General features: G+C 37.0%; 25 protein-coding genes. 12 read left to right on the top strand and 13 right to left on the bottom strand.

Translation table 11 applies throughout. The features are described from left to right. Position 1: 1 nt before the first annotated feature. Together RHP76_RS13525 and ileS are read right to left on the bottom strand one after the other, a co-directional pair. Positions 2 to 382 carry a TraR/DksA family transcriptional regulator gene (locus tag RHP76_RS13525; RefSeq protein WP_002983772.1) on the bottom strand — a complete coding sequence of 127 codons (381 nt, stop codon included), beginning with the start codon at positions 380 to 382 and terminating at the stop codon, positions 2 to 4. 58 nt (positions 383 to 440) lie between these two features. Then, the gene (gene ileS, locus RHP76_RS13520; RefSeq protein ID WP_288442751.1) at positions 441 to 3,836 is read right to left on the bottom strand and encodes an isoleucine--tRNA ligase; all 3,396 of its coding nucleotides are present in this window, start codon (positions 3,834 to 3,836) and stop codon (positions 441 to 443) included. A 451-nt stretch (positions 3,837 to 4,287) separates the two neighbouring features. On the opposite strand from ileS, the gene RHP76_RS13515 reads away from it, so the two are divergent. The 3 genes from RHP76_RS13515 (at position 4,288) to RHP76_RS13505 (ending at position 8,019) form a co-directional block, all read left to right on the top strand. After that, on the top strand, positions 4,288 to 5,976 hold the full coding sequence (locus RHP76_RS13515) for a M23 family metallopeptidase (RefSeq protein ID WP_311228394.1): 1,689 nt from the start codon (positions 4,288 to 4,290) through the stop codon (positions 5,974 to 5,976). 76 nt (positions 5,977 to 6,052) lie between these two features. Beyond that, complete coding sequence (locus RHP76_RS13510) at positions 6,053 to 7,345, top strand: flexirubin biosynthesis putative acyl-CoA ligase FlxY (protein ID WP_311228393.1); 1,293 nt, start codon at positions 6,053 to 6,055, stop codon at positions 7,343 to 7,345. Between the two features lie 74 nt (positions 7,346 to 7,419). Then, a complete protein-coding gene (locus tag RHP76_RS13505; protein ID WP_062675969.1) occupies positions 7,420 to 8,019 on the top strand; it encodes a hypothetical protein in 600 nt (199 codons plus the stop codon). A 31-nt stretch (positions 8,020 to 8,050) separates the two neighbouring features. On the opposite strand, the gene RHP76_RS13500 is transcribed toward RHP76_RS13505, so the two are convergent. Further along, positions 8,051 to 9,307, bottom strand: a complete 1,257-nt coding sequence (locus tag RHP76_RS13500; protein ID WP_288442754.1) for an NAD(P)/FAD-dependent oxidoreductase — start codon at positions 9,305 to 9,307, stop codon at positions 8,051 to 8,053. Positions 9,308 to 9,405: 98 nt separating this feature from the next. Between RHP76_RS13500 and hutH the strand changes: the two genes are divergently transcribed. The 9 genes from hutH (at position 9,406) to RHP76_RS13455 (ending at position 19,223) form a co-directional block, all read left to right on the top strand. Then, on the top strand, positions 9,406 to 10,926 hold the full coding sequence (gene hutH, locus RHP76_RS13495; protein WP_062675967.1) for a flexirubin biosynthesis tyrosine ammonia-lyase FlxA: 1,521 nt from the start codon (positions 9,406 to 9,408) through the stop codon (positions 10,924 to 10,926). An 81-nt stretch (positions 10,927 to 11,007) separates the two neighbouring features. Continuing rightward, positions 11,008 to 11,739 (top strand): flexirubin biosynthesis SDR family reductase FlxB, encoded by a 732-nt coding sequence (gene fabG / locus RHP76_RS13490; RefSeq protein ID WP_311228392.1) that lies wholly within the window; start codon positions 11,008 to 11,010, stop codon positions 11,737 to 11,739. Position 11,740: 1 nt separating this feature from the next. Further along, a complete protein-coding gene (locus RHP76_RS13485; protein ID WP_062675965.1) occupies positions 11,741 to 12,961 on the top strand; it encodes a beta-ketoacyl-[acyl-carrier-protein] synthase family protein in 1,221 nt (406 codons plus the stop codon). A gap of 4 nt (positions 12,962 to 12,965) precedes the next feature. Continuing rightward, on the top strand, positions 12,966 to 13,220 hold the full coding sequence (locus RHP76_RS13480; protein ID WP_034692469.1) for an acyl carrier protein: 255 nt from the start codon (positions 12,966 to 12,968) through the stop codon (positions 13,218 to 13,220). Between the two features lie 119 nt (positions 13,221 to 13,339). Further along, the gene (locus tag RHP76_RS13475; RefSeq protein WP_288442755.1) at positions 13,340 to 14,224 is read left to right on the top strand and encodes a lysophospholipid acyltransferase family protein; all 885 of its coding nucleotides are present in this window, start codon (positions 13,340 to 13,342) and stop codon (positions 14,222 to 14,224) included. 160 nt (positions 14,225 to 14,384) lie between these two features. Further along, the gene (locus RHP76_RS13470) at positions 14,385 to 15,911 is read left to right on the top strand and encodes a phytoene desaturase family protein (RefSeq protein WP_311228391.1); all 1,527 of its coding nucleotides are present in this window, start codon (positions 14,385 to 14,387) and stop codon (positions 15,909 to 15,911) included. Position 15,912: 1 nt separating this feature from the next. After that, entirely contained in the window at positions 15,913 to 17,601 is a 1,689-nt protein-coding gene (locus tag RHP76_RS13465; RefSeq protein WP_311228390.1) for a C45 family autoproteolytic acyltransferase/hydrolase, read from the top strand. Beyond that, on the top strand, positions 17,598 to 17,963 hold the full coding sequence (locus RHP76_RS13460; protein WP_123277673.1) for a hypothetical protein: 366 nt from the start codon (positions 17,598 to 17,600) through the stop codon (positions 17,961 to 17,963). Before RHP76_RS13465 ends, RHP76_RS13460 begins: the two co-directional genes overlap by 4 nt. A 6-nt stretch (positions 17,964 to 17,969) precedes the next feature. Continuing rightward, a complete protein-coding gene (locus tag RHP76_RS13455; RefSeq protein ID WP_311228389.1) occupies positions 17,970 to 19,223 on the top strand; it encodes an alpha/beta hydrolase in 1,254 nt (417 codons plus the stop codon). Positions 19,224 to 19,290: 67 nt separating this feature from the next. Here the strand turns inward: RHP76_RS13455 and RHP76_RS13450 are convergent, their stop codons facing one another. The 10 genes from RHP76_RS13450 to RHP76_RS13405 all read right to left on the bottom strand — a co-directional run bounded on the left by RHP76_RS13450 (position 19,291) and on the right by RHP76_RS13405 (position 26,763). Beyond that, positions 19,291 to 20,463, bottom strand: a complete 1,173-nt coding sequence (locus tag RHP76_RS13450; RefSeq protein ID WP_311228388.1) for a DUF2062 domain-containing protein — start codon at positions 20,461 to 20,463, stop codon at positions 19,291 to 19,293. Positions 20,464 to 20,467: 4 nt separating this feature from the next. Further along, complete coding sequence (locus tag RHP76_RS13445) at positions 20,468 to 20,944, bottom strand: hypothetical protein (protein ID WP_062675959.1); 477 nt, start codon at positions 20,942 to 20,944, stop codon at positions 20,468 to 20,470. Beyond that, on the bottom strand, positions 20,941 to 21,321 hold the full coding sequence (locus tag RHP76_RS13440) for an ApeI family dehydratase (RefSeq protein ID WP_288442761.1): 381 nt from the start codon (positions 21,319 to 21,321) through the stop codon (positions 20,941 to 20,943). Before RHP76_RS13440 ends, RHP76_RS13445 begins: the two co-directional genes overlap by 4 nt. A gap of 71 nt (positions 21,322 to 21,392) precedes the next feature. After that, the gene (locus tag RHP76_RS13435) at positions 21,393 to 22,028 is read right to left on the bottom strand and encodes a flexirubin biosynthesis protein LolB2 (RefSeq protein ID WP_120233209.1); all 636 of its coding nucleotides are present in this window, start codon (positions 22,026 to 22,028) and stop codon (positions 21,393 to 21,395) included. Further along, the gene (locus tag RHP76_RS13430) at positions 21,994 to 22,620 is read right to left on the bottom strand and encodes a flexirubin biosynthesis/transport protein LolA2 (protein ID WP_120233208.1); all 627 of its coding nucleotides are present in this window, start codon (positions 22,618 to 22,620) and stop codon (positions 21,994 to 21,996) included. Before RHP76_RS13430 ends, RHP76_RS13435 begins: the two co-directional genes overlap by 35 nt. After that, on the bottom strand, positions 22,613 to 23,368 hold the full coding sequence (locus tag RHP76_RS13425; protein WP_120233207.1) for a polysaccharide deacetylase family protein: 756 nt from the start codon (positions 23,366 to 23,368) through the stop codon (positions 22,613 to 22,615). The genes RHP76_RS13430 and RHP76_RS13425 overlap by 8 nt, the downstream gene beginning before the upstream one ends. 157 nt (positions 23,369 to 23,525) lie before the next feature. Then, positions 23,526 to 24,587, bottom strand: a complete 1,062-nt coding sequence (locus tag RHP76_RS13420; RefSeq protein WP_311228387.1) for a beta-ketoacyl synthase N-terminal-like domain-containing protein — start codon at positions 24,585 to 24,587, stop codon at positions 23,526 to 23,528. Next, entirely contained in the window at positions 24,584 to 25,783 is a 1,200-nt protein-coding gene (locus RHP76_RS13415; protein WP_120233205.1) for a beta-ketoacyl-[acyl-carrier-protein] synthase family protein, read from the bottom strand. Before RHP76_RS13415 ends, RHP76_RS13420 begins: the two co-directional genes overlap by 4 nt. An 84-nt stretch (positions 25,784 to 25,867) precedes the next feature. Further along, a complete protein-coding gene (locus RHP76_RS13410) occupies positions 25,868 to 26,125 on the bottom strand; it encodes an ApeE family acyl carrier protein (RefSeq protein ID WP_034692439.1) in 258 nt (85 codons plus the stop codon). A 98-nt stretch (positions 26,126 to 26,223) separates the two neighbouring features. Then, on the bottom strand, positions 26,224 to 26,763 hold the full coding sequence (locus RHP76_RS13405) for a 3-oxoacyl-ACP synthase (protein WP_123277695.1): 540 nt from the start codon (positions 26,761 to 26,763) through the stop codon (positions 26,224 to 26,226).

The following is a 26,763-nucleotide window of genomic DNA, read 5'->3' as shown; positions in this document are numbered from 1 at the left end:
GTTATTTTTGCATGTTTTTCGCTTCGATGCTCAACGTAGCGTGAGGAACGGCTAAAAGCCTTTCCTTAGGAATCAGCTTTCCTGTTACTCTGCAAACACCATACGTTTTATTTTCGATTCTGATCAAAGCATTTTTAAGATCACGCACGAATTTTTCCTGTCTTCCTGCCAAAATAGAATTCTGCTCTTTGCTTAGCGTTTCTGCTCCTTCTTCAAAAGCTTTGAAAGTAGGAGACGTATCATCAGTACCATTATTCTGGTCATTGATAAAACTTTCTCTGATAAGCTGAAGATCCTTTTCTGCTTTTTCTATTTTTTCTTTAATGATCGCTTTAAATTCCTGTAAATCAGCATCGCTGTATCTAACTCTTTCGTCTGACATATTCTTTCTCTTTTTTAATAAAATTATGAAATGGAATTTGAAATATAATAACTACAGGTTAATTTTTTTCAACATTTATCTTAAAATTAACCTCATCTATTTCGATTTCGTTAAAATTTAAAAGTGAAGATACAATTTCTATTTTATTTGACAAGACTTCGGAAGAAATATATTCTTCATTTTTCTTAATCTCATTCAGGAAAGGAGAGCTTTCTTCCAATGTGATTGAAATTCTGTCTGTCAGATCAAAGTCTTTGTCTTTTCGCAGGTTCTGAATTCTGTTGATGAATTCTCTTGCGATCCCTTCAGATTTTAACTCATCGGTTAACGTCAAATCTAATGCCACAGTTGTTTTTCCATCAGAAGTTACTGTCCATCCCGGGATATCTTTTGTAGAAATTTCCACATCATCAAGAGTGATCTCATATCCCTGAACGTCTGTTTTCCCTTCTTTTTCAAGTGTGGAAATCTGTTCTGCTGTAAGGTTGCTAATCTCTGCACCTACCACCTTCATATCTTTTCCTAATTTAGGACCAAGTGCTTTGAAGTTCGGTTTTATCTGTTTTACAATTAAATGGGATGCTTCTTCAGCATTAATTAACTGTAATTCTTTCACGTTCACTTCCTGCTTGATCAGATCTGCAACTGCAAGAATCTGTTCTTCTGTTTTAGCATCCAGTACAGGAACCAATACTTTTTGTAAAGGCTGACGAACTTTTACATTTTCTTTCTTTCTCAATGAGAAAACCATACTTGTAATGTTCTGTGCCAGATGAGTCTTTTCAACCAGATCCTGATCGATTAAACTTTCATCTGCTACCGGGAAGTCTGTTAAGTGTACAGATTCACAGTTTTCTTTACCTGTTACCTTATTCAGGTCCTGATATAACTGATCCATAAAGAACGGAGCAATAGGAGCGGATAATTTTGCTACTACTTCAAGACACGTGTATAGAGTTTGGTAAGCGGAGATTTTGTCATCAGAATAGTCTCCTTTCCAGAAACGTCTTCTGCATAATCTTACATACCAGTTACTCAGGTTATCGTTCACAAAAGTACTGATCGCTCTTGCTACTCTTGTCGGCTCATAATCTTCATAGAATGCTTTCACCTCTTTGATCAGAAGATTAAGCTCAGAAAGGATCCATCTGTCGATTTCCGGACGGTTTTCCACTTCTTTTTCTGAATAGTTAAAGCCATCTACATTCGCATACAAAGCGAAGAATGAATAGGTATTGTAAAGGGTTCCGAAGAACTTTCTTCTTACTTCGTCGATTCCTTCAATGTCAAACTTCAGGTTTTCCCATGGGTTGGCATTGGAGATCATATACCAGCGCGTAGCATCCGGTCCGTATACAGCAAGTGTTTCGAACGGATCTACGGCATTTCCTAAACGTTTTGACATCTTCTGCCCGTTCTTGTCCAGAACAAGACCGTTACTCATTACATTTTTATAAGCAACTGAATCAAACACAGCAGTCCCGATAGCGTGAAGCGTATAGAACCATCCACGCGTCTGGTCAACACCTTCTGCGATAAAATCAGCCGGGAATGCTTTATTATTGTCGATTAATTCTTTATTCTCAAAAGGATAATGCAACTGGGCATAAGGCATAGACCCTGAATCGAACCAAACGTCGATCAGGTCGCTTTCACGCTTCATTGCTTTTCCTGAATCAGAAACCAATACCACTTTGTCAACCACGTTTTTGTGAAGATCCACAAGTTCATAGTTAGACTCTGACATATTTCCGATGATGAAACCTTTGAAAGGGTTTTCAGTCATCAGTCCTGCTGCAATTGATTTTTCGATCTCGTTATAAAGTTCCTCTACAGAACCAATGATCTTTTCTTCCTTCAGGTCATCTGTTCTCCAGATCGGCAACGGAATACCCCAATATCTTGAACGGGATAAGTTCCAGTCGTTTACATTTTCCAGCCAGTTGGCAAAACGTCCTTCACCCGTAGCTTTTGGCTTCCAGTTGATGTCTTTGTTTAAATTAACCAGTCTGTCTTTTACAGCAGTCATTTTCACAAACCATGAATCCAACGGGTAATACAATACCGGTTTATCTGTTCTCCAGCAGTGTGGATAGGAGTGGACATATTTCTCTACTTTGAAGGCTTTGTTTTCTGTTTTCAACAGGATGGCAAGTTCCACATCCCATGATTTCTCAGGAGCAGTTCCTTCGTCGTAATATTCGTTTTTGATATAAGTTCCGGAGAATACCGCAGGAACATTATCTCCTTTGATGAATTTACCCTGTAAATCTACCAATGGTACAAGATTGTCATTTTCATCTTTTACCAACATCGGTGGAACCTCAGGCTGAGCCATTTTAGCAACTCTCGCATCATCCGCACCAAAAGTAGGTGCTGTGTGAACGATACCTGTACCATCTTCTGTGGTTACGAAGTCACCAAGAATCACTCTGAATGCATTCTCAGGGTTGTCATTAGGTGTAAACCACGGAACTAATTGCTCATATCTTGTATCAACAAGCTTTTCTCCTGTAAATTCTTTTAGTATTCTAAAAGGGATTACTTTCGTTTCCGGAGTATAGTTGGCAAAATCTTCATCTGTACCTTCTGCGTATTTTTTACCGAAAACTTTAGGTAAAAGAACGCTGGATAACACTACTGTTACAGGTTCAAATGTATATTGATTGAAAGTTTTAACTAAAACATATTCAATATCTCTCCCTACGGTAAGAGCCGTATTGGATGGAAGTGTCCACGGGGTGGTCGTCCATGCAAGGATATGAACATCTCCGTCAACATCATTGAACAATGCTGAAGAGTCTTTCTTTACTTTAAACTGAGCCACAACCGTTGTGTCCGAAACATCACGATAGGTTCCGGGCTGATTCAGCTCGTGAGAAGAAAGTCCTGTTCCTGCTTTTGGAGAGTAAGGCTGGATAGTGTAGCCTTTGTACAACAAATCTTTGCTATACAACTGCTTCAACAACCACCAAACGGTTTCCATATATTTTGACTTGTACGTGATGTACGGATCATCAAGGTCTACCCAATATCCGATTTTCTCCGTAAGGTTATTCCATACGTCGGTATAACGCATTACCGCTTCACGGCAAGCTTTGTTATAGTCTTCAATAGAGATTTTTTTGCCAATATCTTCTTTCGTGATTCCTAACTCTTTTTCTACACCCAGTTCCACAGGAAGACCATGCGTATCCCAGCCTGCTTTACGGAAAACCTGCTTTCCGTTCTGAGTCTGGTAACGGCAGAAAATATCTTTCAATGCTCTTGCCATTACGTGGTGAATTCCAGGCATACCGTTTGCTGAAGGCGGACCTTCGTAAAAAACAAACTCAGGATTTCCCTGACGAATCTCAACACTCTTATTGAAGGTTTTATTTTGTTTCCAAAATTCCGCTACATTCTCTGCTACGTCAATAAGGTTGAGGTTTTTGTATTCTTTAAATTGGCTCATTGTAAATATCTCAATATCGTTGATTAATTAAGTCTGCAAATTTACTAAAATTTGTCGGTTTATAATATATGTTTTATTTAGGTAATTTCTATTAAAAAGTTCAATTTCAGAAATATAATAAAGAAAGTGGGGGAAAGTGAATGGTGAATAGTGAATAAATGAATTTTTTCTGACAACTTTTATGTGAGATTTTATGCAGTATATTCAATAGAAGTGGGCTTTAGCCCACTTGAATAATAAAGTTTATTTATGGCTTTAGCCAAAACTTAATGGTAACGCAAAGTTCACAAAGATGTATGGATAATGTAAGATCGATCGCAAAGACGTTTCACTCAGCAGGGGAAATATGGGGTGAGAAAAACAAAATTGATTCGAAGATTGGCTAGAGTACGAAGCACTGATTGGCAGAAATTTTGTACATTTAAGTAGACCTACTAAACCCAAATGCTGTATGAAAATCTTTTATTACCTGATGCTTTTTGTTTGTTTTATCAACACAGGCATTGTACAAGCTCAAAATAATTACCCTCAAAATTATTTCAGAAATCCATTAAACATTCCCATGCAGCTCGCTGCCAATTTTGGTGCTGTGCGGACCAACCACTTTCACATGGGACTGGATCTGAGAACTAACAGCCAGGAAAATCTGCCGGTTCTTGCCGCTGCAGAAGGTTATGTAAGCAGGATAAAAGTAGAACGGTACGGATTTGGAAATGCAGTGTACATCACTCATCCCAATGGTTATACCACGGTATATGCTCACCTGAATAAATATTTCAATCAACTTGATGAATACGTAAAGGAGAGGCAATATAAAGACGAAAAGTGGGAACAGGATATTACTTTTCAGCCCGGACAGTTTCCTGTGGAGAAAGGACAGCAGATTGCTTTAAGTGGAAATACCGGAGGTTCGGCGGGTCCGCATCTGCACTTTGAAATAAGAGATACCAAAACAGAGGAATGCTTAAATCCGTTACTTTTTGGCTTTGCCATTCCTGATAATATTGCCCCGATTATTAGCGGATTGTATTGGTATGACCGACGTTTCAGTACGTATGAACCAGGAGCAAATAATATTGCCGTAAAAAATGAGGGAAATGCTTATACGGCTAATCTTATTCAGGTGAGTTCTCCGGAGATAAGTTTTGCCATTAAAGCTGTAGATAAAGCCAACAAAGGATTTAATCTTGGTATTTATCAGACAGAACTGTTTATGGATGGCAATCTGATGTACAGTTTTAAAATTGATAAGATCCACTATGATGATACCCGATACATCAACGGTTGTATAGATTATACCAAATTCATAAGAGATAAAATGGGAATCCAGCACCTGTCTGATTTACCTGGAATGAAACTGCAGCATTATAGTCTTCCAAATTTAAGTGGGATTATCAAACTTAAGGATGAAAATATTCATGCCATTGAAATTGTCCTTAAAGATGTCAAAGGAAATACAAGCCGCTTAACAACAAAAGTTCAGTTAAGTAAAACTTCAGAGAAAATATCTTATACTGCAAAAACAATAATGGCTAATCAAGGGAAAATCATTACCACAGAAAATACAGAGATTGCTTTTAGTAAAAATGCCATGTATGATGCTGTAAATTTCAGTGCCTATGAAAAACCTGATACAGATCCGAATGCAGTTTCAAATACCATTGTTTTGCATAATCCATATATTCCCGTTCAGGATGAATATACCTTGAAAATAAAACCGAATAGAAAATTAACCAATACAGAAAAAGATAAAGCCATTATTCTTCTTGACTATGGCAGTGATAAAACCGTTGTCAAGGTAAAATGGAATGGTGATTGGGCAGAAGGGAAATTTAACAGATTGGGTACCGCAAAATTGTTGATTGACAATAATCTTCCATCCGTTTCATTAGGCTGGGCAGAAGGAGCATTAGTTAATAGCAGTTCATTACTCTTAAAAGGAACAACGAAAGTGGGTGATATTATTTCATTCCGTGCCGAACTGGATGGCAAATGGTTGAGGTTTACCCGTGTAAAAGATAATTTTGTCTACATTTTTGATGAAAAATGTCCTAAAGGAAGCGGTTCTCATACTTTAAAAGTGACAACCATCAATACTGCCGGGAATACCAATACACAAACTTTTACGTTTAGGAGATAATTCATCTTTTAATACTTGAATCTTTAAATCTTTTAATTTTAATTAGATAAATTTGCCTTTTAAAAAATTAAAATCATTGGAATTTCATCCGTCAATCGAGAAAGCAGGGATTCAGGAAATCAAAATATTTCAGGAAGAAAAACTTCATGAGCTTTTGACTTATCTTGAAACGCATTCCCCTTTTTACCAGAAACTGTTCAAAGAAAATAATATTACTATTGAGGATATTCGTACTTTGGAAGACCTTCAGAAGATTCCTACCACCACAAAGAATGATCTTCAGCAGTACAATCATGATTTTTTCTGCATAACACCGGATAAAATTGTGGATTACAGTACCACTTCCGGAACATTGGGAGATCCGGTGACTTTCGGATTGTCCGACAGTGATCTGGAAAGGCTTGCGTACAATGAAGCGATATCTTTTGCCTGTGCAGGAATTCAGAAAGGAGATGTTGTGCAGATGATTACCACCATAGATAAAAGGTTTATGGCTGGGCTTGCTTATTTTCTTGGTTTAAGAAAAATGGGGGCAAGCGTAGTAAGAATGGGACCGGGAATTCCTGAACTGCAATGGGATTCTATTTTCAGATACAAGCCCAGATATCTGATCACCGTTCCTTCTTTTCTGTTGAAAATGATTGATTACGCTGAAAAACACGGGTTGGATTATAAAAACTCCAGTGTTTATGGGGCTGTATGTATTGGAGAAAGCATCAAGAATCAGAATTTTACAGATAATATTCTTTCACAGAAAATCAAGGAAAAATGGGACATCAAACTCTTTTCTACCTATGCTTCTACGGAAATGAGCACTGCTTTTACAGAGTGTGAATTCCAGATCGGAGGACATCACCATCCGGAATTGATTATTACAGAAATCCTGGATGATGAAGGAAACCCTGTAAAAGAAGGAGAAAGCGGAGAACTTACGATTACGACTTTGGGAGTGGAAGCCATTCCTTTGTTGAGGTTTAAAACCGGAGATCTTGTAAAAGCCCACTATGAGCCATGCCAGTGCGGAAGAAATACGATGAGGTTAGGACCTGTTGTAGGAAGAAAGCAGCAGATGATCAAATACAAAGGGACAACGCTGTATCCTCCTGCTATGAATGATATTTTGAATGATTTTAATACTATCTTATGCTACCAGATTGTGATTCAGTCCAACGAAATCGGACTTGATGAGATTATCATTAAACTTAGTACAGAAGCAGATCACGAAGGGTTTGTCAATGAAGTGAGAGATCACTTCCGTGCAAAATTGAGAGTAAGTCCCAAAATTGAAATCATAGATTTTGATGTTCTTTCTAAAACAGTTTTTAATCCAAACAGCAGAAAGCCAATCACTTTTATTGACTTAAGATAAAATTAAACCTAAAGAATAATTAACAGAGGTCTTTTTATATATCTTTGGGGCTTGAATAGTAAAACTAATACACTATGAAAAAATTATTTCTGCTGCTTTTTGCAGCCATTACCACGGCAACTTTTGCCCAGGACAAAATTAATATTGAATCTGGAAATTTTGACTTTCTGAAAGATCAGACTGAGGTAAATGTTCAGTTTAAATTTGAAAATCCTCTTTTTCAGGCAGATAATTATACTGAAGCCCAGTATCTTGAAAGAAGAAAAACAGAGACATTGGCTAAGAAAGGCGAGCAATCCTGGAAAGAATGGGATGAAGAATGGCAAAAGCATAAGGAATCAGTTTTTTTTGATAAGTTTATTGAAGGAGTAAATGGTAAAGCGAAAAAAATAAAATTCACTAAAGGAGCTTCGGCAAAGTACACCTTAATACTGCATACAAAATGGATCTACGCCGGATGGACTGGGTTTGTAACACAGCCTGCTAAATTATCATCAGAAATGATATTTGTTGAAACTGAAAATCCATCTAAAGTTTTAACTAAAGTTCAGGGTGATAAGATTGAAGGGATAGGAAGTAAAGGTAGCTATCGTATGGAATACGGAAGAATATCCGCTGCATATGAAAAAACAGGAAAAGAATTGGGTAAAGCTATTAAAAATGCTTTAAAATAACAAAAACGGTCTGAATTTTCAGACCGTTTTTTTATGCTTGATTTTGCTGTTCCTGTTTTTCCTGTTTGATCAGGTTTGCAAGGTTTTTAATAACTGTATCATGCTTTCTCACAAAAGGATTGTCTTTATTCCAGACATAGCCTGCTAAAACAGCACAGATCTTTTTCTTTACGTCCGGATTTTCCGGTTGATGGAAGAATAATTCCTGAAGGTTTCCGGTATACCATTCTTTTACATAGGTGGTGAAAACATCCACTCCATATAAAATGTAGTCTGTGTATTCCCTCTGCCAGTCAATTTTTTCTCCGTTTAATTGTCTTAATGCCAGTTTGGCGGCCAGCATTCCGGATTCTGTGGCAAAAGCCATTCCTGAAGAAAAAACCGGATCAAGGAATTCAGAGGCATTTCCTGTTAAAGCAAATCCGTCTCCGAATAAACTTTTTACTGAACAGGAATAATCTTTCAGATGTTTAGGTTCAAAAAGGAAATCTACATTTCCAAAACGTTTTACATAATATTCAGAAAGAGAAATAGCTTTTCTTAAAGCTTCCGTTGTATCTCCGTTTTCAGATAATTTGTCAATATATTCAGTAGGACCTACAATTCCTAAGCTGGTATTTCCGTTGGAAAAAGGGATTACCCAAAGCCATACTTCTGTTTCAATAATGTCAAAAGAAATCAAAGTTCCTTCCTCTCCCGGTTCTCTGTTGATATCATTCACATGAGAAAAAATCGCAGAGTGAGGGGATAGTTTTGAAGGTTTTTCAAGATCAAGCAGGCGAGGTAAAACTCTTCCGTAGCCACTGGAATCGATAACAAACTTAGCATGGATCTCTTTTGTTTCTCCATCCTTGTTTCTTACCGTAGTTATAGAATCTGTTCCGTCAAATTTGATGTCTATAACCTCAGTTTCAAACTCAAGATCGATTCCTTTGTTAATGACTTCCTGAGCAAGCGTATTATCAAAATCAGCTCTCGGAACCTGCCAGGTCCAGTCCCAGCCTTCCCCGAATTTGTTGCTGAAATCAAAAATGCAGACTTCGTCACCACGAAGAAAACGAGCTCCAAGCTTTTTTTCAAAGCCCATTTTATCTAATGCAGGGAAAAGTCCGGCCTCCTCAAAGTGGTCCATTACCCTTGGAATTAAGCTTTCTCCAACTACCAGTCTTGGAAATTTCGTTTTTTCGACTACTTTTACGCTGACGTTATTGTTCTTCAGGTACGAAGAAGACACGCATCCGGAGGGTCCGGCTCCGATTACAAGAACGTCAACAGATTCTTTGCTCATCTTTGATTTTTTATTTTAATAATAACTTTTATCTTTGCCGCAAAATTAGTGACAAATAATTAATATTTTACAAAATTATCAACTATTACTTTTAATTGATGAAAATAAATAACTTTTTAGAACTGAAAGACTTTCAAAAAATTATCATTGAGAATGAAAAAATAGAACTGGATGAATCACTTTTATCAAGAGTGGATAAAAGTTTTCAGTTTTTAAAAGAGTTTTCAAAAAATAAAGTAATATATGGTGTGAACACCGGTTTTGGGCCAATGGCTCAGTTTAAAATCAGTGATGAAGATACACACCAGCTTCAGTATAACCTGATCAGAAGCCACTCTTCAGGAATTGGAAACCCTTTGCCTGTAGAAGAAGTAAAAGCATGTATGCTTGCAAGATTGAATACCTTATCATTAGGGAATTCAGGAGTGCACCAGTCTGTTATTTATCTGCTTCAGGAGCTGATCAACAGAGATATTACTCCACTAATCTTTGAACATGGAGGAGTAGGAGCAAGCGGTGACCTTGTTCAGCTGGCTCACCTGGCTTTGGTATTGATTGGAGAAGGAGAAGTTTTTTACAATGGAGAAAGAAAATCTACCAAAGAAGTTTTTGAAGTTGAAGGCTTAGAACCGATCAAAGTAGAGATCCGCGAAGGTCTTGCATTGATGAACGGAACTTCCGTAATGTCAGGAATCGGTATCGTAAATGCTTATAAAGCCAATCAGCTTACTGATATTTCTCTTAGACTTTCTTGTGCCATCAATGAGATTGTACAGGCTTATGATGATCATTTGTCAGAAGCCTTGAACGGAACTAAGAAACATTACGGTCAACAGAAAGTGGCAGAAAGAATGCGTGCTCACTTGGCAGACAGTAAACTGATCAGAAAAAGAGAAGAACATCTGTATACCCATTTTGAAGAACAGGAAAAAGTATTCAAGGAAAAAGTTCAGGAATATTATTCTTTACGATGTGTTCCTCAGATTCTAGGTCCGGTATTGGATACATTGGAATATACGGAGAAAGTTCTTGAGAATGAGATCAATTCAGCGAATGATAATCCAATTATCAACGTTGAAGACCAGCATGTGTATCATGGAGGAAACTTCCATGGGGATTATATCTCTTTGGAAATGGACAAGCTTAAAATTGTGGTAACCAAACTTACCATGCTTGCAGAAAGACAGCTAAACTACCTTCTGAATGCTAAAATCAACGAAATTCTACCTCCTTTTGTCAATTTAGGTAAATTAGGTTTCAATTTCGGGATGCAGGGTGTACAGTTTACAGCAACTTCTACTACGGCAGAAAGCCAGATGTTGTCAAATTCTATGTATGTTCACAGTATTCCAAACAATAACGATAACCAGGACATCGTTAGTATGGGAACAAACGCTGCTGTAATTTGTAGAAAAGTCATTGAAAATGCCTTTGAAGTTTTGGCTATTGAAGCTATTACCATCATTCAGGCGGTTGAATATCTTGGATTCCAGGATAAGGTTTCATCCTCTACAAAAGAACTGTATGATGATATCAGAAAAATTATTCCTGCTTTCTCAGACGATATGGTTATGTATCCGTATTTGGAGGAAGTAAAGAAATATCTGAAAGGAATGTAACTATTGGTTGCCATCAATTGTCTTTTAAAAAAGGCTTCCAGCATCAACTTAAAAAACTAAAAACGATATAAACACTAACGCATGAAATGTGCAATTGTAACAGGAGGCTCCAGAGGAATCGGGAGAGCAATCTGTATAAAACTGGCTGAAGAGAAAAACTATCACATCCTTATCAACTTCGCTTCAAATGAAACGGCAGCCAAAGAAACGTTGGCTAAAGTGGAAGAATTGGGTGCTACCGGAGAAATTCTTAAATTTGATGTAGGAAACACCGAAGAAACACAAGCTGTTTTAACGGAGTGGCAGGAGAAAAATCCTGATGCCGTGGTAGAAGTGATCGTCAATAATGCCGGAATCACAAGAGACGGTCTTTTTATGTGGATGCAGAAGGAAGACTGGAATAGTGTGATCAATACAAGTCTGGACGGATTCTTCAATGTGACCAATTTCTTTATTCAAAAGCTGCTTCGTAACAAATACGGAAGAATCATCAATATGGTTTCTGTATCCGGAGTAAAAGGAACAGCCGGGCAGACAAATTATTCTGCTGCGAAAGGAGCTTTGGTAGGTGCTACAAAAGCCCTTGCACAGGAAGTTGCCAAAAGAAATGTTACGGTAAATGCCGTTGCACCGGGTTTCATCAAAACGGATATGACCCAGGAGTTTAATGAAGAAGAACTGAAAGCAATGATTCCTGCCAACAGATTTGGAGAAGTAGAAGAAGTGGCAGATCTTGTCGCATTTTTAGCATCTAAAAAATCTTCTTACATTACAGGTGAAGTGATTAATATTAACGGAGGAATTTATTCATAACATGGAAAATAGGGTTGTAATTACCGGAATGGGAATTTATTCCTGCATCGGGACGTCTTTAGAAGAGGTCAGGGAATCCCTATATCAAGGAAAATCCGGTATTGTTTTAGATCAGGACAGAAAAGAATTTGGTTTTAGGTCTGGCCTCACAGGAGTTGTTCCAAAGCCTGATCTGAAAAATCTTTTAAACAGACGCCAGCGTGTCAGTATGGGAGAAGAAAGCGAATATGCTTATCTTGCTACGCTTGATGCTTTAAAACAGGCAAATCTAGATGAAGAATTCTTGGATGCTCATGAAGTGGGGATCTTATACGGAAATGACAGTGTTTCTCAGGCAGTCGTAGAATCTATCGATATTGCAAGGGAAAAGAAAGATACAACATTGATGGGATCGGGAGCGATTTTCAAATCAATGAACTCAACGGTAACGATGAACCTTTCTACGATTTTTAAACTGAAAGGAATCAATCTTACCATCAGCGCAGCATGCGCAAGCGGTTCGCATTCTTTAGGACTGGCTTATATGATGATTAAAAATGGTTTCCAGGATATGATTATCTGTGGCGGAGCTCAGGAAACCAACAAATATTCCATGGCGAGCTTTGACGGATTGGGAGTGTTCTCAGCCAGAGAAGATGAGCCTGCAAAAGCATCCAGACCTTTCGATGCAGAAAGAGACGGATTGATTCCAAGTGGCGGAGCTGCCAGTCTGATTGTTGAAAGCTTGGAATCTGCCCAAAGAAGAGGCGCTCCGATTATTGCAGAAATTATCGGGTACGGTTTCTCTTCCAACGGAGGGCATATTTCAACACCAAACGTGGATGGACCGGCTTTGGCAATGGACAGAGCCTTAAAACAGTCAGGATTAAAAGCTTCAGACATCGATTATATCAATGCTCACGCAACTTCTACTCCAATTGGTGATGCCAACGAGGCAAAAGCCATCTATGAGATCTTCGGGAGCGAAGTTCCGGTAAGTTCTACCAAATCCATGACCGGACATGAGTGCTGGATGGCAGGTGCAAGTGAAGTTATCTACTCCATTCTGATGATGCAGAACGATTTTGTTGCTCCCAATATTAATCTGGAAAACCCTGATAATGAAGCACAAAAGATAAATTTAGTTGCAAAAACAAAAAATCAAAAAATTGATGTATTTTTGTCGAATTCTTTTGGGTTTGGGGGAACCAATTCTGCACTAATAGTTAAAAAATTTGATTAAAAACATGGAAAGGGAAAAAATTGTTGCTATTGTTAATGATTTTCTTGTCAACGAATTCGAGGTAGACGGAGACGAAATCAGTAACGATGCCAACCTTAAAAATACACTGGGCTTAGACAGCTTAGATTATATCGACATGGTAGTCGTGATTGAATCCAATTTCGGGGTGAAATTAGGAGAAGCAGATTTCAAAAAAATGGTAACATTTGATGATTTCTATACAACGATTGAACATAAGATTGCTGAAAAAAACGCGTAGTTATTGAGTAATTCTTTATTCTATAAAATGTGCCAATGTAACAATATCGCAGTGATCCGGTAACGGACACTTCAAAAAGGTATTATTACATTGGCTCTCTGTTATATTAAATTATAGATATGAACAAGTGGAAAGGTAAATCTAAAGGAACAGTACTCGGATACAGAATATTCGTCTGGTGTATTAGAAATATCGGGATCAGAAGTTCATATGGTGTGCTGTATTTTGTGGCGGCCTACTACTCCCTGTTTCAGAAGAAAAGCAATCAATATATTCTTTATTATTTTCAGAAAAGACTGAACTATGGATACTGGAAATCCAAAGCTTCCATCTTTAAAAGCTATTTTACCTTCGGAAAAGTTCTGATTGATAAAACTGCGATTTCTGCCGGACTCAGAGAAAAATATACCTATGAATTTGACGGTATTGAAAACCTCAGAAGTCTTTTAGCTGCTAAAAAAGGAGGTGTACTCATCAGTGCCCATATTGGTAATTTTGAAATTGCGGAACACTTTTTTGCAGATATCGACTTCGACTGCCAGATCAATCTGGTTACAACAGATCAGGAAGTGACCGTGATCAAGGAATATCTGGAAAGTGTTGCGGTAAAAAAGAGTAATATCAAGTTTATTTACGTGAAGGAGGACATGTCTCATATTTTTGAGATCAATCAGGCTTTGTCCAATAATGAACTCATCTGCTTTACCGGAGACCGTTATTTCGAAGGGTCCAAATATCTGGAGGCAGAACTGCTGGGAAAAAGTGCAAAATTTCCTGCTGGCCCGTTTTTGATCGCCTCAAGGTTAGGCGTTCCCGTAGTATATGTTTATGTGATGAAAGAGAATAATCTTCATTACCATCTGTATGCAAGAGTTGCCCAGAATATCAAAAATCGTGATTCACAGGGACTTTTACAGTCTTATGTGCAAAATCTTGAAACTATGGTGAAAAAATACCCGCTTCAATGGTTTAATTATTTTGATTTTTGGGATGATGTTGATTAATTTTTCTATTTTTATCCCGTAAAAACGAATAAAAACTAAAAAACCATTAAGATTTACCGAGATTTAAGAGAACTCATAACATTTCTATGCTTACTTTACTGAAGTAAACTTTAAATATCTTAAATTCCCTGTTTCTTAATTATTAAAAGCACATTTTCTTTTGAAGAAAGAATACGACATACTTGTAATCGGCAGCGGATTGGGAGGCCTTGTTTCAGCTCTTATTTTGGCGAAAGAAGGTCTGAAAGTATGCGTTCTGGAGAAAAATAACCAGTATGGGGGAAATCTGCAGACCTTTTCAAGAGATAAGCTTATTTTTGATACCGGAGTCCATTATCTTGGAGGTTTATCCAAAGGACAGAATCTTAACCAGTTCTTTTCCTATCTGGAAATTATGGATGATCTTGAACTTCAGTTGATGGATGAAGACGGCTATGACAGAATCAGTTTCGGAGAAGATGAAATAGAATATCCTCATGCACAGGGTTATCAGAATTTTGTTGAACAGCTTTCAAAGTATTTTCCCGAAGAAAAAGAAAACCTTGAAAACTATTGCGAAGAAATTCAGTATGTATGCAGCCAGTTTCCCAGATATCATGTGGTGGGAAAAGACAATTACAACGAGGAAATCCTGCATCTAAATACCAAAAGATTCATTGAATCTGTTACTCAGAATAAAAAATTGCAGTCAGTTTTACTGGGTTCCAACTTTTTATATGCCGGAGACTCGGAGAATGTTCCCTTTTATGTACATGCTCTGACGGTAAATTCTTATATCCAAAGTGCTTACAAATGTGTGAAAGGAGGAAGCCAGATCTCTAAACTTTTAATCAGAAAACTCCGGGAATATGGAGCCGAAGTACACAAGCATTCGGAAGTTTCAGAATTTGTTTTTAATGAAAATAATACACTGACCTCTGTTAAAACAAAAAAAGGAAAAGAATACGCCGCCAAACAATTTATTTCAAATATAGAAATCCGTTCCACCATTAAACTTATTGGTGAAGAAAGACTTAAGAAATCTTTTCTGAACAGGGTTTTAAGCTGGAAGCCGGTTTCATCGTGCTTTAGTATTTATCTTGTTTTAAAGCCTCATTATCTTCCGAATTTTAATTATAACAGATATCACTACTCCTCTGAAGAACAGGTTTGGAATGCATTCCAATACCGGAAAGAATCGTGGCCGGAAACGTTTATGCTTTCTTCTACACCTTCGAAACGTCATCCTGAATTCGCAGAAAGTATGACGGCGATATCGTATATGGATTTTGATGAGGTTAAAGAATGGGAGAATACCTTCAATACCGTTGCCGATGAACATGAAAGAGGAGATGCTTATGAAAGATTTAAGCTTGAAAAAACAGAAAAAATGCTTGATGCTCTGGAAAAGAAAATTCCGAATCTAAGGCATGCCATTAAAACACTCTATACTTCCTCTCCTTTATCTTATCGGGACTATATCGGAAATTGTGAAGGAAATATGTATGGATATATGAAAAGCTCGGAGAATCCTCTTAAAACGATGGTTTCTCCCCGTACCAAAATTGACAATCTTTTTCTGACCGGACAATCCGTGAATATGCATGGCATCTTAGGCGTTACTATCGGAGCTTTTAACACCTGTGCTGAAATTATCGGAAAAGAAACGATAGACATGCGGCTGACCCAAATGATTAATAAAAACTAAAGTGAAAAAAACTAAAACCATTTATTCATCCTGTAAAAGAACTTTACTTTATCTCACTTTTTGTGTTTTCCTCACATCCTGCGGAATCTCAAAGTCTATCAAACATATTCCCGATGTAAAACAATATGCTCTGGAGATCCCGAAAGTAAACCAGATCAATGACAGTACCTTCAGCTACAATCAGAATTATCTTACCAAAAATAAACAGCAGCTCTGGGAACTCTATATTAAAGGAAATCCTTTGCAGCTTGGATATAATAGCGGAGCATTGACCCAAAACTTAATGCAGAAGCAGGAGAACATTTTCTTTTCAAAAGTGGAGGGTTTTGTGCCATCAAAATTCAGACAAGGGCTGTTAAGAGGTTTTTTAAAATGGTACAACAGAAAAATGTACCTCAATGTAAGAGAAGATTATCAGGCAGAATTATTTGGCTTGTCACGATATTCATCCGATCAGTATGACTTTATTGCTCCTAAATATTTAAGAAACCTTTACCTGCACGGTGCTCATGATATCGGGCATGCCATGCAGGATCTTGCCATGGTAGGCTGTACATCTCTTGCTGTATGGAATGAAAATACTGAAGACGGAGACTTGTTGATTGGAAGAAATTTCGACTTTTATGTGGGAGACGATTTTGCTAAAAATAAATTGGTAGAGTTTGTGCAACCCGAAGAAGGAATTCCCTATATGTCGGTAAGCTGGCCCGGAATGATAGGTGTAGTTTCAGGAATGAATAAAGAAGGAATTACCGTGACCATTAATGCCGGAAAATCAAAAATTCCTTTAACGGCAAAGACTCCTATTTCCCTGGTTACAAGAGAGATTTTACAGTATGCAAAAAATATAGAAGAAGCCATTGCCATTGCTAAAAAACGAAAGGTATTTGTTTCGGAATCTATCCTTGTGGGAAGTGCAGCTGATAAAAATGCAGTCATTATTGAAGTTTCACCTAAAAATTTCGGGGTATATAGAGTACAAAATACAAGCAGAGTGCTTTGTACCAATCATTTTCAGTCTGAAGCTTATAAAGATGACAAAAGAAATCAGAAGCAGATTGAAGAAAGCCATTCAGAATACCGTTATGAAAAACTTCAGGAGCTTTTGCAGAAAGAAAAGAAGATCACTCCCGAAAAGATGGCTTCCATTTTAAGAAATAAGTCAGGCTTAAAAGATGAAAGTATCGGTTATGGAAATGAAAAAGCACTCAATCAGCTATTGGCTCACCATGCCGTTATATTTTCGCCTCAGAAAAAACTGGTTTGGGTTTCTTCCAATCCTTATCAGCTTGGAGAATTTGTTTGCTATGACCTGAATGAGATTTTTTCCGGTAAGCCATTATCGCAAAGTCTGCTGGCGAAAACAGAACTGAATATTGCAAGAGATCCGTTCGCAGATTCTGAAGAATTTCAAAACTATGAACTGTCCAAAATGTACGGTAAAGAAATCAATGAGGCCGCTGATGATAAAAACGTGCTGTTGACAGATGATATTATCCCATCGTATCAGGCTATGAATCCCGATTTTTGGCTGGTCTATTATCAATCAGGAAAGTATTATTTTAGCAAAAAAGAATATTCAAAGGCAAAAATGGCGTTTGAGAAAGCATTGACGAAAGAAATTACAACAGTTCCGGACAGAAAAAATGTTGAAAAATACCTGAAGAAAACTTTAAAGAAACTGAAATGATCCCCAAATATATAAAACTGCTGTTCTGTATTCCTTTTGTTATTATTATCTGTTATTCTTTGTATTTGTGCACCGTTTACAGCTCAATACCTGACACCATCACTATTCACGGGTACGGAAGTATGAAAGACAATTATGGAAGCAAAATCTTTCTTGTGTTTCCTGTACTGATGAATCTCGCTGTTCTTTTATTTATCTGGTTGATCATTAGAAGGCCTGATAAAATAAAATTTACTTTTGAAATCAATGAGGAGGAAAGAGAAAAAATATACCATATCACCCAGCTCGCCCTGGTTATTATTTCGATATTTGTTACCATAATGATGACACCACTATCATTCGCTGATGTGGTCTTTAAATAATTGATTATGAAAAAACTTTTAACCTTATTCTTTACCGCATTCGCTCTGTTATCATTTTCTCAGGACAGAAAAGAGATCGGAAATACTTTCATTAAAGCCTTGCTGGTTGATAAAAATATAGAAAAAGCACATGCTTATTTTGATCCTACCGTAGCGAGACAAATTCCGGTGGAACAGCTCAAAGCGATTCCGCAACAACTTCAGGGGCAGATTGGAGGACTTAAAAATATCCTTGAAGTAAATAACGAAGGAAACACCTATTATTACTATTCTGAATTTGAAAAGGAAAAACTGGATATTCAGCTTACTTTTAATGAGAATAATAAATTGCAGGGTTTCTTCTTAGTTCCTCACAAAACATTTGAAAAAAGAGATGAGAAAACCGCACTGAAAATAAAAAGTGATGCTATTGAGCTGAAAGGAACATTATTAATTCCACCTTCCAACAATAAAAAGAGATTGGTTATTTTCGTTCACGGCTCCGGACCTCATGACAGAGATGAAACCATTGGAGAAAACAAGCCGTTTAAAGACATTGCAGAATATCTTTTAAACAACGGAATTGCTTCCTATCGATATGATAAAAGAACCTATTCCCACCCTGAAGCATTCACGGAAAAGTCTACTGTAGAAGAAGAAACCATCAATGATGCTGTAAACGCAGCTCTTTATTTTAAAAATAATGCTGATTACAAAGGATACCAGATTATCATTCTTGGGCATAGCCAGGGAGCATATATGATGCCTAAAATTGCAGAAAAGGCACAGGTTTCAAAATATGTTTTTATGGCCGGAAATGCAAGACCGCTGCAAGACCTGCTTGTTGAGCAATATGAATACCTTCATACGATTGACCCGGCTAAAGTTCCAGCTGAAGCTGTTCAGGAAATTAAAAAGCAGGCTGCTTTTTTAAACTCATCCCAATTTAACTTACATTCTCCTTCATCAGAGCTTCCTTTGGGCCAGTCTGCCGCATATTGGAAGTATTTGAAGGATTACAATCAGCTTAACGAAGTTAAAAAAGTCAAAGCTCCGATGTTTTTTGCGCAAGGGGGAAGAGATTATCAGGTAACCGAGAAAGATTTCAGCCTTTGGAAAGAAACATTGAAAAATGATAAGACTGCTGTATTTAAGTTTTATCCTGCATTAAGTCACTTATTTATTGCAGGTTCCGGAAAACCATCTCCAAAAGATTATGAAACAAAAGGAAAAGTGGATGAACAGTTTTTAAAAGATTTGGTTCAGTTTATTCTGCAATAATGTATTCCGTGTACAATAGAAAATAATAATTCATTGTGATAGGCCTGGAACTTTGTTCCGGGCTTTTTTAATTGTTTTCCGGATTTACTTTATTCAGAAATAAAAAAGACACTACTCCTGCAAGAGAAGAAAGGGTGGTACTTAAAATAAAACTACCGATAATATATTGCAACAGATTATTTTTAATCAGTTCAAAGTTTAACTCCTGACTTAGAATATCGCTGTTTCCACTTACAAAGGGAGCTCCTAGAAACAAGGAAGCGGCAATAATGAAAGGGATAAAAGGAGGAAGACTCACATTGGAAGCTACAAATGCAAGGACTTTATTAAGTTTAAAAAGTACAGATAAGCTGATCACCAGAAGCGTTTGGAATCCCCAAAAAGGAGAAAGTCCTATAAAAACGCCCAGTGCTATGGAAAATGCTTTCGTGCGGTTACTTCCGTCACTTTCTAAGACATCTTCCTGTATGAATCTTTTAAAGCTTTTTTTTTTGAAATTATTCACAAAATTTCTCGGAATAATATAAAGTAGAGTAATCGTTACCAGAATTGTATTCAGAATACTGATTCTTGTGAAATCTTTGAAAGGTCTGAAATGGGAAACCCGCTCCACCGGATCATATAAAACCTTGATTGGAACATTTTTTACCGGAACATGCCTCCATGCAGTTCTTACAATAATTTCTATTTCAAATTCAAACTTTGGGGTAAAATATTTCTTTGGAATTTTATGCAAAGGATAAAGTCTGTAGCCGGACTGTGTATCTTCAAGCCTGATACCGGTTTCAAACCAAAACCAGAAATTGGAAAAACGGTTTCCGAAACTGCTTTTCTTAGGAATCCCATCCTGAGACATATTTCTGTTTCCGATCAGAAGAACTTCCTCTTTTTCCTGAAGAAGAGCTTCTACAAATACCGGAATATCATCCGGATAATGCTGACCATCCGAATCAATGGTGATGGCGTAATGATATCCTGATTTCTTTGCTGCTCTGAAACCCGTTTTTAGGCCGTTTCCTTTTCCTTTATTCTCCGGTAAGGAAATTACAGTGATCTGAGGATATTGAGAAAGAATCTGAGGCGTGGAATCCGTAGAACCATCATTAATTACAATAATACTTCCGGTGTAGTTGAGAACGCCGTCAATAACCCTCTTCAGGGTTTTTTCATTATTGTAGGTAGGGATTAAAACGCATATCTTCTTTTCAGAAATAGCATTTTGTACTTCAGCAAGAAACATTTTTTTATTTTAAAGTGGCTTTTTCCGCCTCTGTCATGGTTTTAGATTGCATTGCAAACCTTTTGATATAGCCCTTCAGAGCTGTATTCTGTTTGCTGTAATTATTCAGCAGGAAAGCTTTATCATCTTTCAAACTTCCACGATATCCTACAATTTTCGGAATATTTTCCTGAACACTCATTCTGATAAGACGAAGTTCTGCATTGTTAGGATTACTTTTAATAATGCCTTCAAGACTTGTAGCACCTGTCTTTACCAGAGCTTTTCTGTTGCTTTTGGCAATTTTGGCTTCCATAATCTTTGCTGCGGCCTTGTATCCTACAGTTACAGCATCAGAGCCGGATTGTTTTTCCGCAGTTTCAATAAAGCTCGCAGTATTGGTAGTGGATTCATTCGCCTTAGCATAGCTGTTTCTCAGCGTTTCAAGATCAGATTGAAAGAAAAAAACAAATGCTGCTATGAATGATAAGATTAGTTTCATGACGATATTTTTTTATAGCTTACAGACAATTTCAATGCAATAGTCTCGCCAAAAGAAGTCGTGTTTTTTACTTTAACATCTTCTTCATTTTCAGTAATATCCAGTTGAAGTACCAGATCAGGGGTTTCAAAAGGATTGATAATCGCCATGAACTTTACATTGGAAGCTGTTTTCAGAAATAACTTTGAACCTGTAAATTCCTCAGTCAGTTCCTTAATAATTTGCATCATACAAACACCGGGAGTTACCGGATTTCCAGGGAAATGACCTTTAAAAATCTCGTGGTCTTTATTCAGGTGAATATGAGCGGTAAATTTTCCGTCTTCTGTCTTATCGTATGATGTTAAAGTATAAAAGTCTGTAAGAATGGTCTGCATGATCTTATTTTTTAAGATTAAATGTACACTACACTTTGGTTTGAAAATAATACTTGTAGGCTGTACAGTTCTTATTCTGTTTCGGTTATTTGAAATAGTTTTATATTGATCTTAAAATCTTTGTGCTGTAGATTTAAGCTATCCGCGAAGATAGGTTTTTTTGCATCAAAAGTGAAATCGATTTTCTCTTTGTTATTTTTCGTGTAAACAATCTCTTTCAGTAAGCCATTTTCTTTGCTGAAGAACAGATAGTAGCTCTTCTTATCGATTTTTGAAAGATAGATTTTAGCATTTTTATTTTCAAAACTTTCACTGACCGGATATTTTCTTTTCAGAAGTTGTTGAAAGTCGTTTTTCAGGAAATTGATGACTATTTTTTTATCCAGGTCAGGAAGTACATAATTCAGTTTGAAATCATTATCAGAGACTTCAAAATCTATCAGTTTATTCCCGAAATCAGAAGTTAAGGCGACACGGTGCGTTGTTTCATTCAGTTTTTTGATGACCAGAATTCCACTCACATGGTTTTTATAAATGTCCATCTGGCATTTGTATACATAATCTTCGGTGGAAGAAAAGAATAAATTTTCAACCATCTTTTCAGAAGAAGAGACAGGTTTTGCTTCTGTTAACCGATACGTTTTACAGGAAGCAGCCAGGATCAGAATCAGGCTATAAAGTAAACTCTGACGCAGGAATGGAAGCATTGATCTTGGTATTTTTGAAAACAATATTCGTAGTATCTCCGGAAGCCTCCGTCATATTGACCTGTGAAACTGTCGACTGGTTTTTAGGGAAAAACAGTTCAATCTGTTTAATATATTTCAGCAACTGAGAAGTCTTTGGGATAAACTTTGCCACATTGTAATTTCCGTTCTTAAAATAGGTAACGGTAAACTCAGGATCATTAAACATGGTTCCATTCGAACTTCCTACAATAAGTTTATTGATTTTTTCAAATGTTTTGCTTTTCGCATCTACAGAAGATTTTTTTCCCTGATCATTGATGAAGATTTTATTACTTTTAAAAACAATACTGTACTGATATGGTTTAGTGTACTTCCAGCTCAGCATATTGGGCGTCTGCAAAGACATTTTCCCATAGGTGACAATGCTTTTATCAAGGAAATCCATTTTTTTGGTCTGGGTAAAATCGCTCTGTAACGTTTTAATTTCTTTCGTGTCTGAAGAAACCTTCGATACAAATGCTTTGGCTTCAGCTCCTGACATTGCTGTGTTTTGCGCAAAAAAGAATCCTGAAACCAGTAAGAATACTCCGAAAGCAATATTTTTAATCATTTCTATTTGAATTTATCACTGTATCAACAGTAAAGGTTGAATATTTTTTATCCTTCAAAAATACTAATAAATTGGTCAGCACCCGAAAGGTCTTTTCCGAAGTGTCATGAAGAAGGATAATACTCCCATTTTTCAGACCTTTGGTCACTCTGTTGTAGATCTTTTTTTCATCATCAATGATGGTGTCCAAAGAGCGTACATTCCACCCGATGCTTACTTTATTGGTTTTTTTGATTGCTTTTGCAATATTAGGGTTCGTCACTCCGAACGGCGGTCTGTAGAGATTGGTCTTAATATTTCCCACGTTTTTCATGATCTTATCACACTTTTCAATCTCTGTAATCATTTTTGAAGTCGATAAAAACCCTGTAGAACTGGAATGTGATAAGGTATGATTTCCAATCGTATGACCTTCTGCAATAATTCTCTGAAACGTCTCAGGATATTTTTCAATCTGTTTTCCAATACAGAAAAAAGTTGCTTTTATCTGATGTTCTTTAAGCAGGTCTAAAAACTTTGGGGTAAATTCAGTAGGTCCGTCATCAAATGTAAGAGCCACTTCTTTTATTCTGGTACGCTTATGAGTAATACTGTTCACAAAATATCCCAGCTCAATGTCAAAAGAACCCCAGACAACTACTGCAGAAAAAGCAAAAAAACAAAACAGATATACCCAAATACTTCCGTGGAACGCATAAATAAAAACGTTACAGAAAAGGTAGAACAGGATGAAGGGATAATGTTTCATTGCTGATTGTTTTATTACAAGTTTTATAGTCGTAATATTTATTGTATACCATTGTCACACTCCGTAGGAGTCCAGACTAATTTCTAATTTAGATTCCACGCTTCACTGCGTTTCGCTCTGAATGACAAATAGACCGTATAATTTTCAATTTCAACAATTATGCCTTTTCCAATAACACCAGGCTGTGATCATCACCCGCCAGATGGTTGTAAAGAAGTATATTCTTTATACTTTCCTTTTTTTCTGCATTGATCATCATAATTTCCGGGATCTGCTGTTCCTTCAGGATATGACAGGCCATAAAGGTTGAAAAACCACTTGCTGTATTGAATTCTCCACTCAAATGTTTATAATACAGCTGTGCTGAATCCGGAAACAGATTCATTGCTTTTGTATAATACATATCTGATTGTGCATCTCCACTGAATCCTAAAATAACCGCATCAATATCATGAGTGGAAAGATTGTTTTGAACCAGGAAATTCTGGATAAAATCCTTTACTTCATTCAATTCAACCTTATTGCTGATATGGATATTCTTAAGCCTGGCATAAGAGTTTTCGGTCTTATCTTTTCCAATTACAAAAAAGCTGGCTCCTTCGCCCCAGATTACGCCATTGGTATTAGAATTCAAATAATCTGCAGGAAGATCTGCTTCTTTTTTGATCGTATTATTTAAGCAGTAAAGTTCCATGGTTCTGTCCGTCTGTTCGTCTGTAGAACCTACCAGAACATTTTCTGCTTCTCCGTCATTGATCTGAAGCTGAGCGTCCAGTAACGAAAACTCCAGTGAAGAAGAAGTATTTACATACGTGAAGTTGTAAGCATGACACTGTAATCCCAGAGCAATCTGTCCTGCTACCGTATTGTGAGTAGACTGGATGAAAAAGGTAGGCGTAAGGAACTCTTCATGATTATCAATCACGTTTTTTAGGAACTTTTCAGAATCCTGAGAGCAGCCCATTCCGGTTCCTACAATGATAGCATCCGGTTTTTCAATTTCAGCTTCCTTCAATGCGTAGTGAGATGCTACGGAGCTCATTTTTACGGTTTTAGACATTCTTCTGATCATCGCAGGCGGAATGAACTCTTTGTAATTAGGTTCTATCGCTTTAATGATGTTTGAAGAATTTTTAACAGTAAGGTTCTGAAGAATATTGTCGTTTAAAGTGTCCTGAACCGAGATACAGGATGCACTGTTGATGTATACTGCACTCATGATTTTGAGAAAATTAAGGTGGAACAGTTTCCTCCAAATCCAAATGAATTGGAAAGCACATGATTGATGTTTTTCTCTTTCAATTCGGTAACAGGAGTAAGGTCAAACTCTTCCATTTTTGTTTTAAAATTCAGGTTCGGGAAAATCACACTGTTTTGCATGGCTAGAATTGAAAATACGGCTTCAATTCCTGCTGCTGCAGCCAAAGTATGTCCTGTAAATGCTTTTGTGGAGCTGAATTCAGGCACCTGGTTTTCTCCGAAGATTCTTATCATGGCAATTCCCTCAGATAAATCATTGTTGGGAGTAGCTGTTCCGTGAACGTTGATATAATCTATATGCTCTTTTTCCACGCCGGAAATTTTCAGGGCTTGCTGCATTGCTAAAAATGCGCCCTGTCCGTTTTCCGAAGATGCGGTCTGATGGTGGGCATCATTAGCATTTCCATATCCGGAAAGATAAGCGAGAACCTTTTTGTTTTCTTTTTTGACCATTTCTTCAGATTCAAGGACTAAGAAAGCCGCAGCTTCCCCAAGATTCAGTCCTTTTCTGTCGTTGTCAAAAGGAGTATTGTAAGAATCCGTAAGAATCATCAGGGTATTGAACCCATTCAAAGTAAATTTTGAAAGAGAATCTGTTCCTCCGACAATCACGCGATCCAAAACTCCGTTTTTAATCAGTTTAGCGCCCATCATAATCGCATTGGCTGCTGATGAACAGGCTGTACTGATGGTAGAAACCATCCCTTTTAATCCCAGATAACCGGCAATCGCCAATGAGGAATTTCCGGCATCGTGTGCGTCAATATACTTTTGCTTTTCAGGGAAGTCTTCGTAAGAGTAGAAGTATTTTTCAGTGATATCCATTCCGCCTACACTGGTAGAAGAAATCAAGCCGGTTCTGTAACCATTGATATCTGAAATTCCTGCACTTTCTACAGCTTCCTTTGCAGCGATCATTCCCAATAAAGAAGTTCTTGTTACGTTATTGTCTTCATCAAGCTGAAGCTGTTGTACAAGTTCTTCATTGGATAATTTTATTTCACCCGTTTTAATGGCTCCGGCATGACGGGTTTCAAACATTTCGATATCTGAAATTCCATGTTTTCCGGATTGCAATGAAATAAAATTTTCCTCCACATTGTTTCCGATGGAGGAAATGATGCCCATTCCGGTTATGGCAATTTTTTGACTCATGGTATTCAATAATGTAACAATGTATCAATCGGATAATTTACCAATAATTGTTACATTGTTACACTGTTAGATTGTTATATTAATTTATTTTGTTCTGTTATCCTCGATGAATTTTGCCATCGTATCGATAGATTGGAAAATTTCCTTTCCTTTTTTAGGATCAGCTAATTTTATTCCGTAGTCTTTATCAAGAAGAACGATCAGTTCCAAAGCGTCGATAGAATCTAATCCTAATCCACCTCCGAACAGTGGGTCAGTATCTTTGATCTCTTCTACAGATACATCTTCAAGGTTAAGAACTTCGATAATTTTGTGTTTCAATTCTGTTTTTAAGTTTTCCATAAATAGTATTTTAATGTACAATATATCAATGTGCCAGTTGACCAATGGTTGTTATTGCCTTTAGCATTGGTACATTATCAGATTGGTACATTGTTAAATTATAATGTGAGCAAATATACAAAAGCTTTGTAATTTTCCTGATACAATTCCACCCAGCCACACAATACTTTGTCAGCTTTTCCGGATAGAAGAATCTGTTCAGAATAGTCATTCAAAAATTCTTCATCAAAATCATCCAGTACGAAAAAAGCATTTTCTGTCTGCATTTTGTGTTTAATGCTGATTTCACCTACACAAATATTGGGTAAAGTATACACAAAAACGGCAGGACTCGGATAGAAGTTATCCTGATCGTTGATGCTTTCCTGATATTTGAAATCGGTATCCAGACTGGACGATCTGTTAGCAAAAACAATGGCTGTTCTGCTGTGGTCTTCATCTTTCAAAATGGTTTCAGCGGAAAGAAAGGCTAATTTACTCAGGTTATCCATTTTGTGAAATTTCGGATAGCTGAGGTCTAAACTTTTATAGGCTTCTTTGGCAAATTCCTGAAAGGTTTCGCTTGGGCTTTCAAAAATAAGATTTCCGTCAACGGTTATTTTTGAATGTTCTATGGTACAGGTATTTATTTTCTTCAT

Source organism: Chryseobacterium sp. SG20098 (genome assembly GCF_031844745.1).
Classification (GTDB): domain Bacteria; phylum Bacteroidota; class Bacteroidia; order Flavobacteriales; family Weeksellaceae; genus Chryseobacterium; species Chryseobacterium cucumeris.
This window is presented reverse-complemented; position numbering and strand designations above follow the sequence as displayed.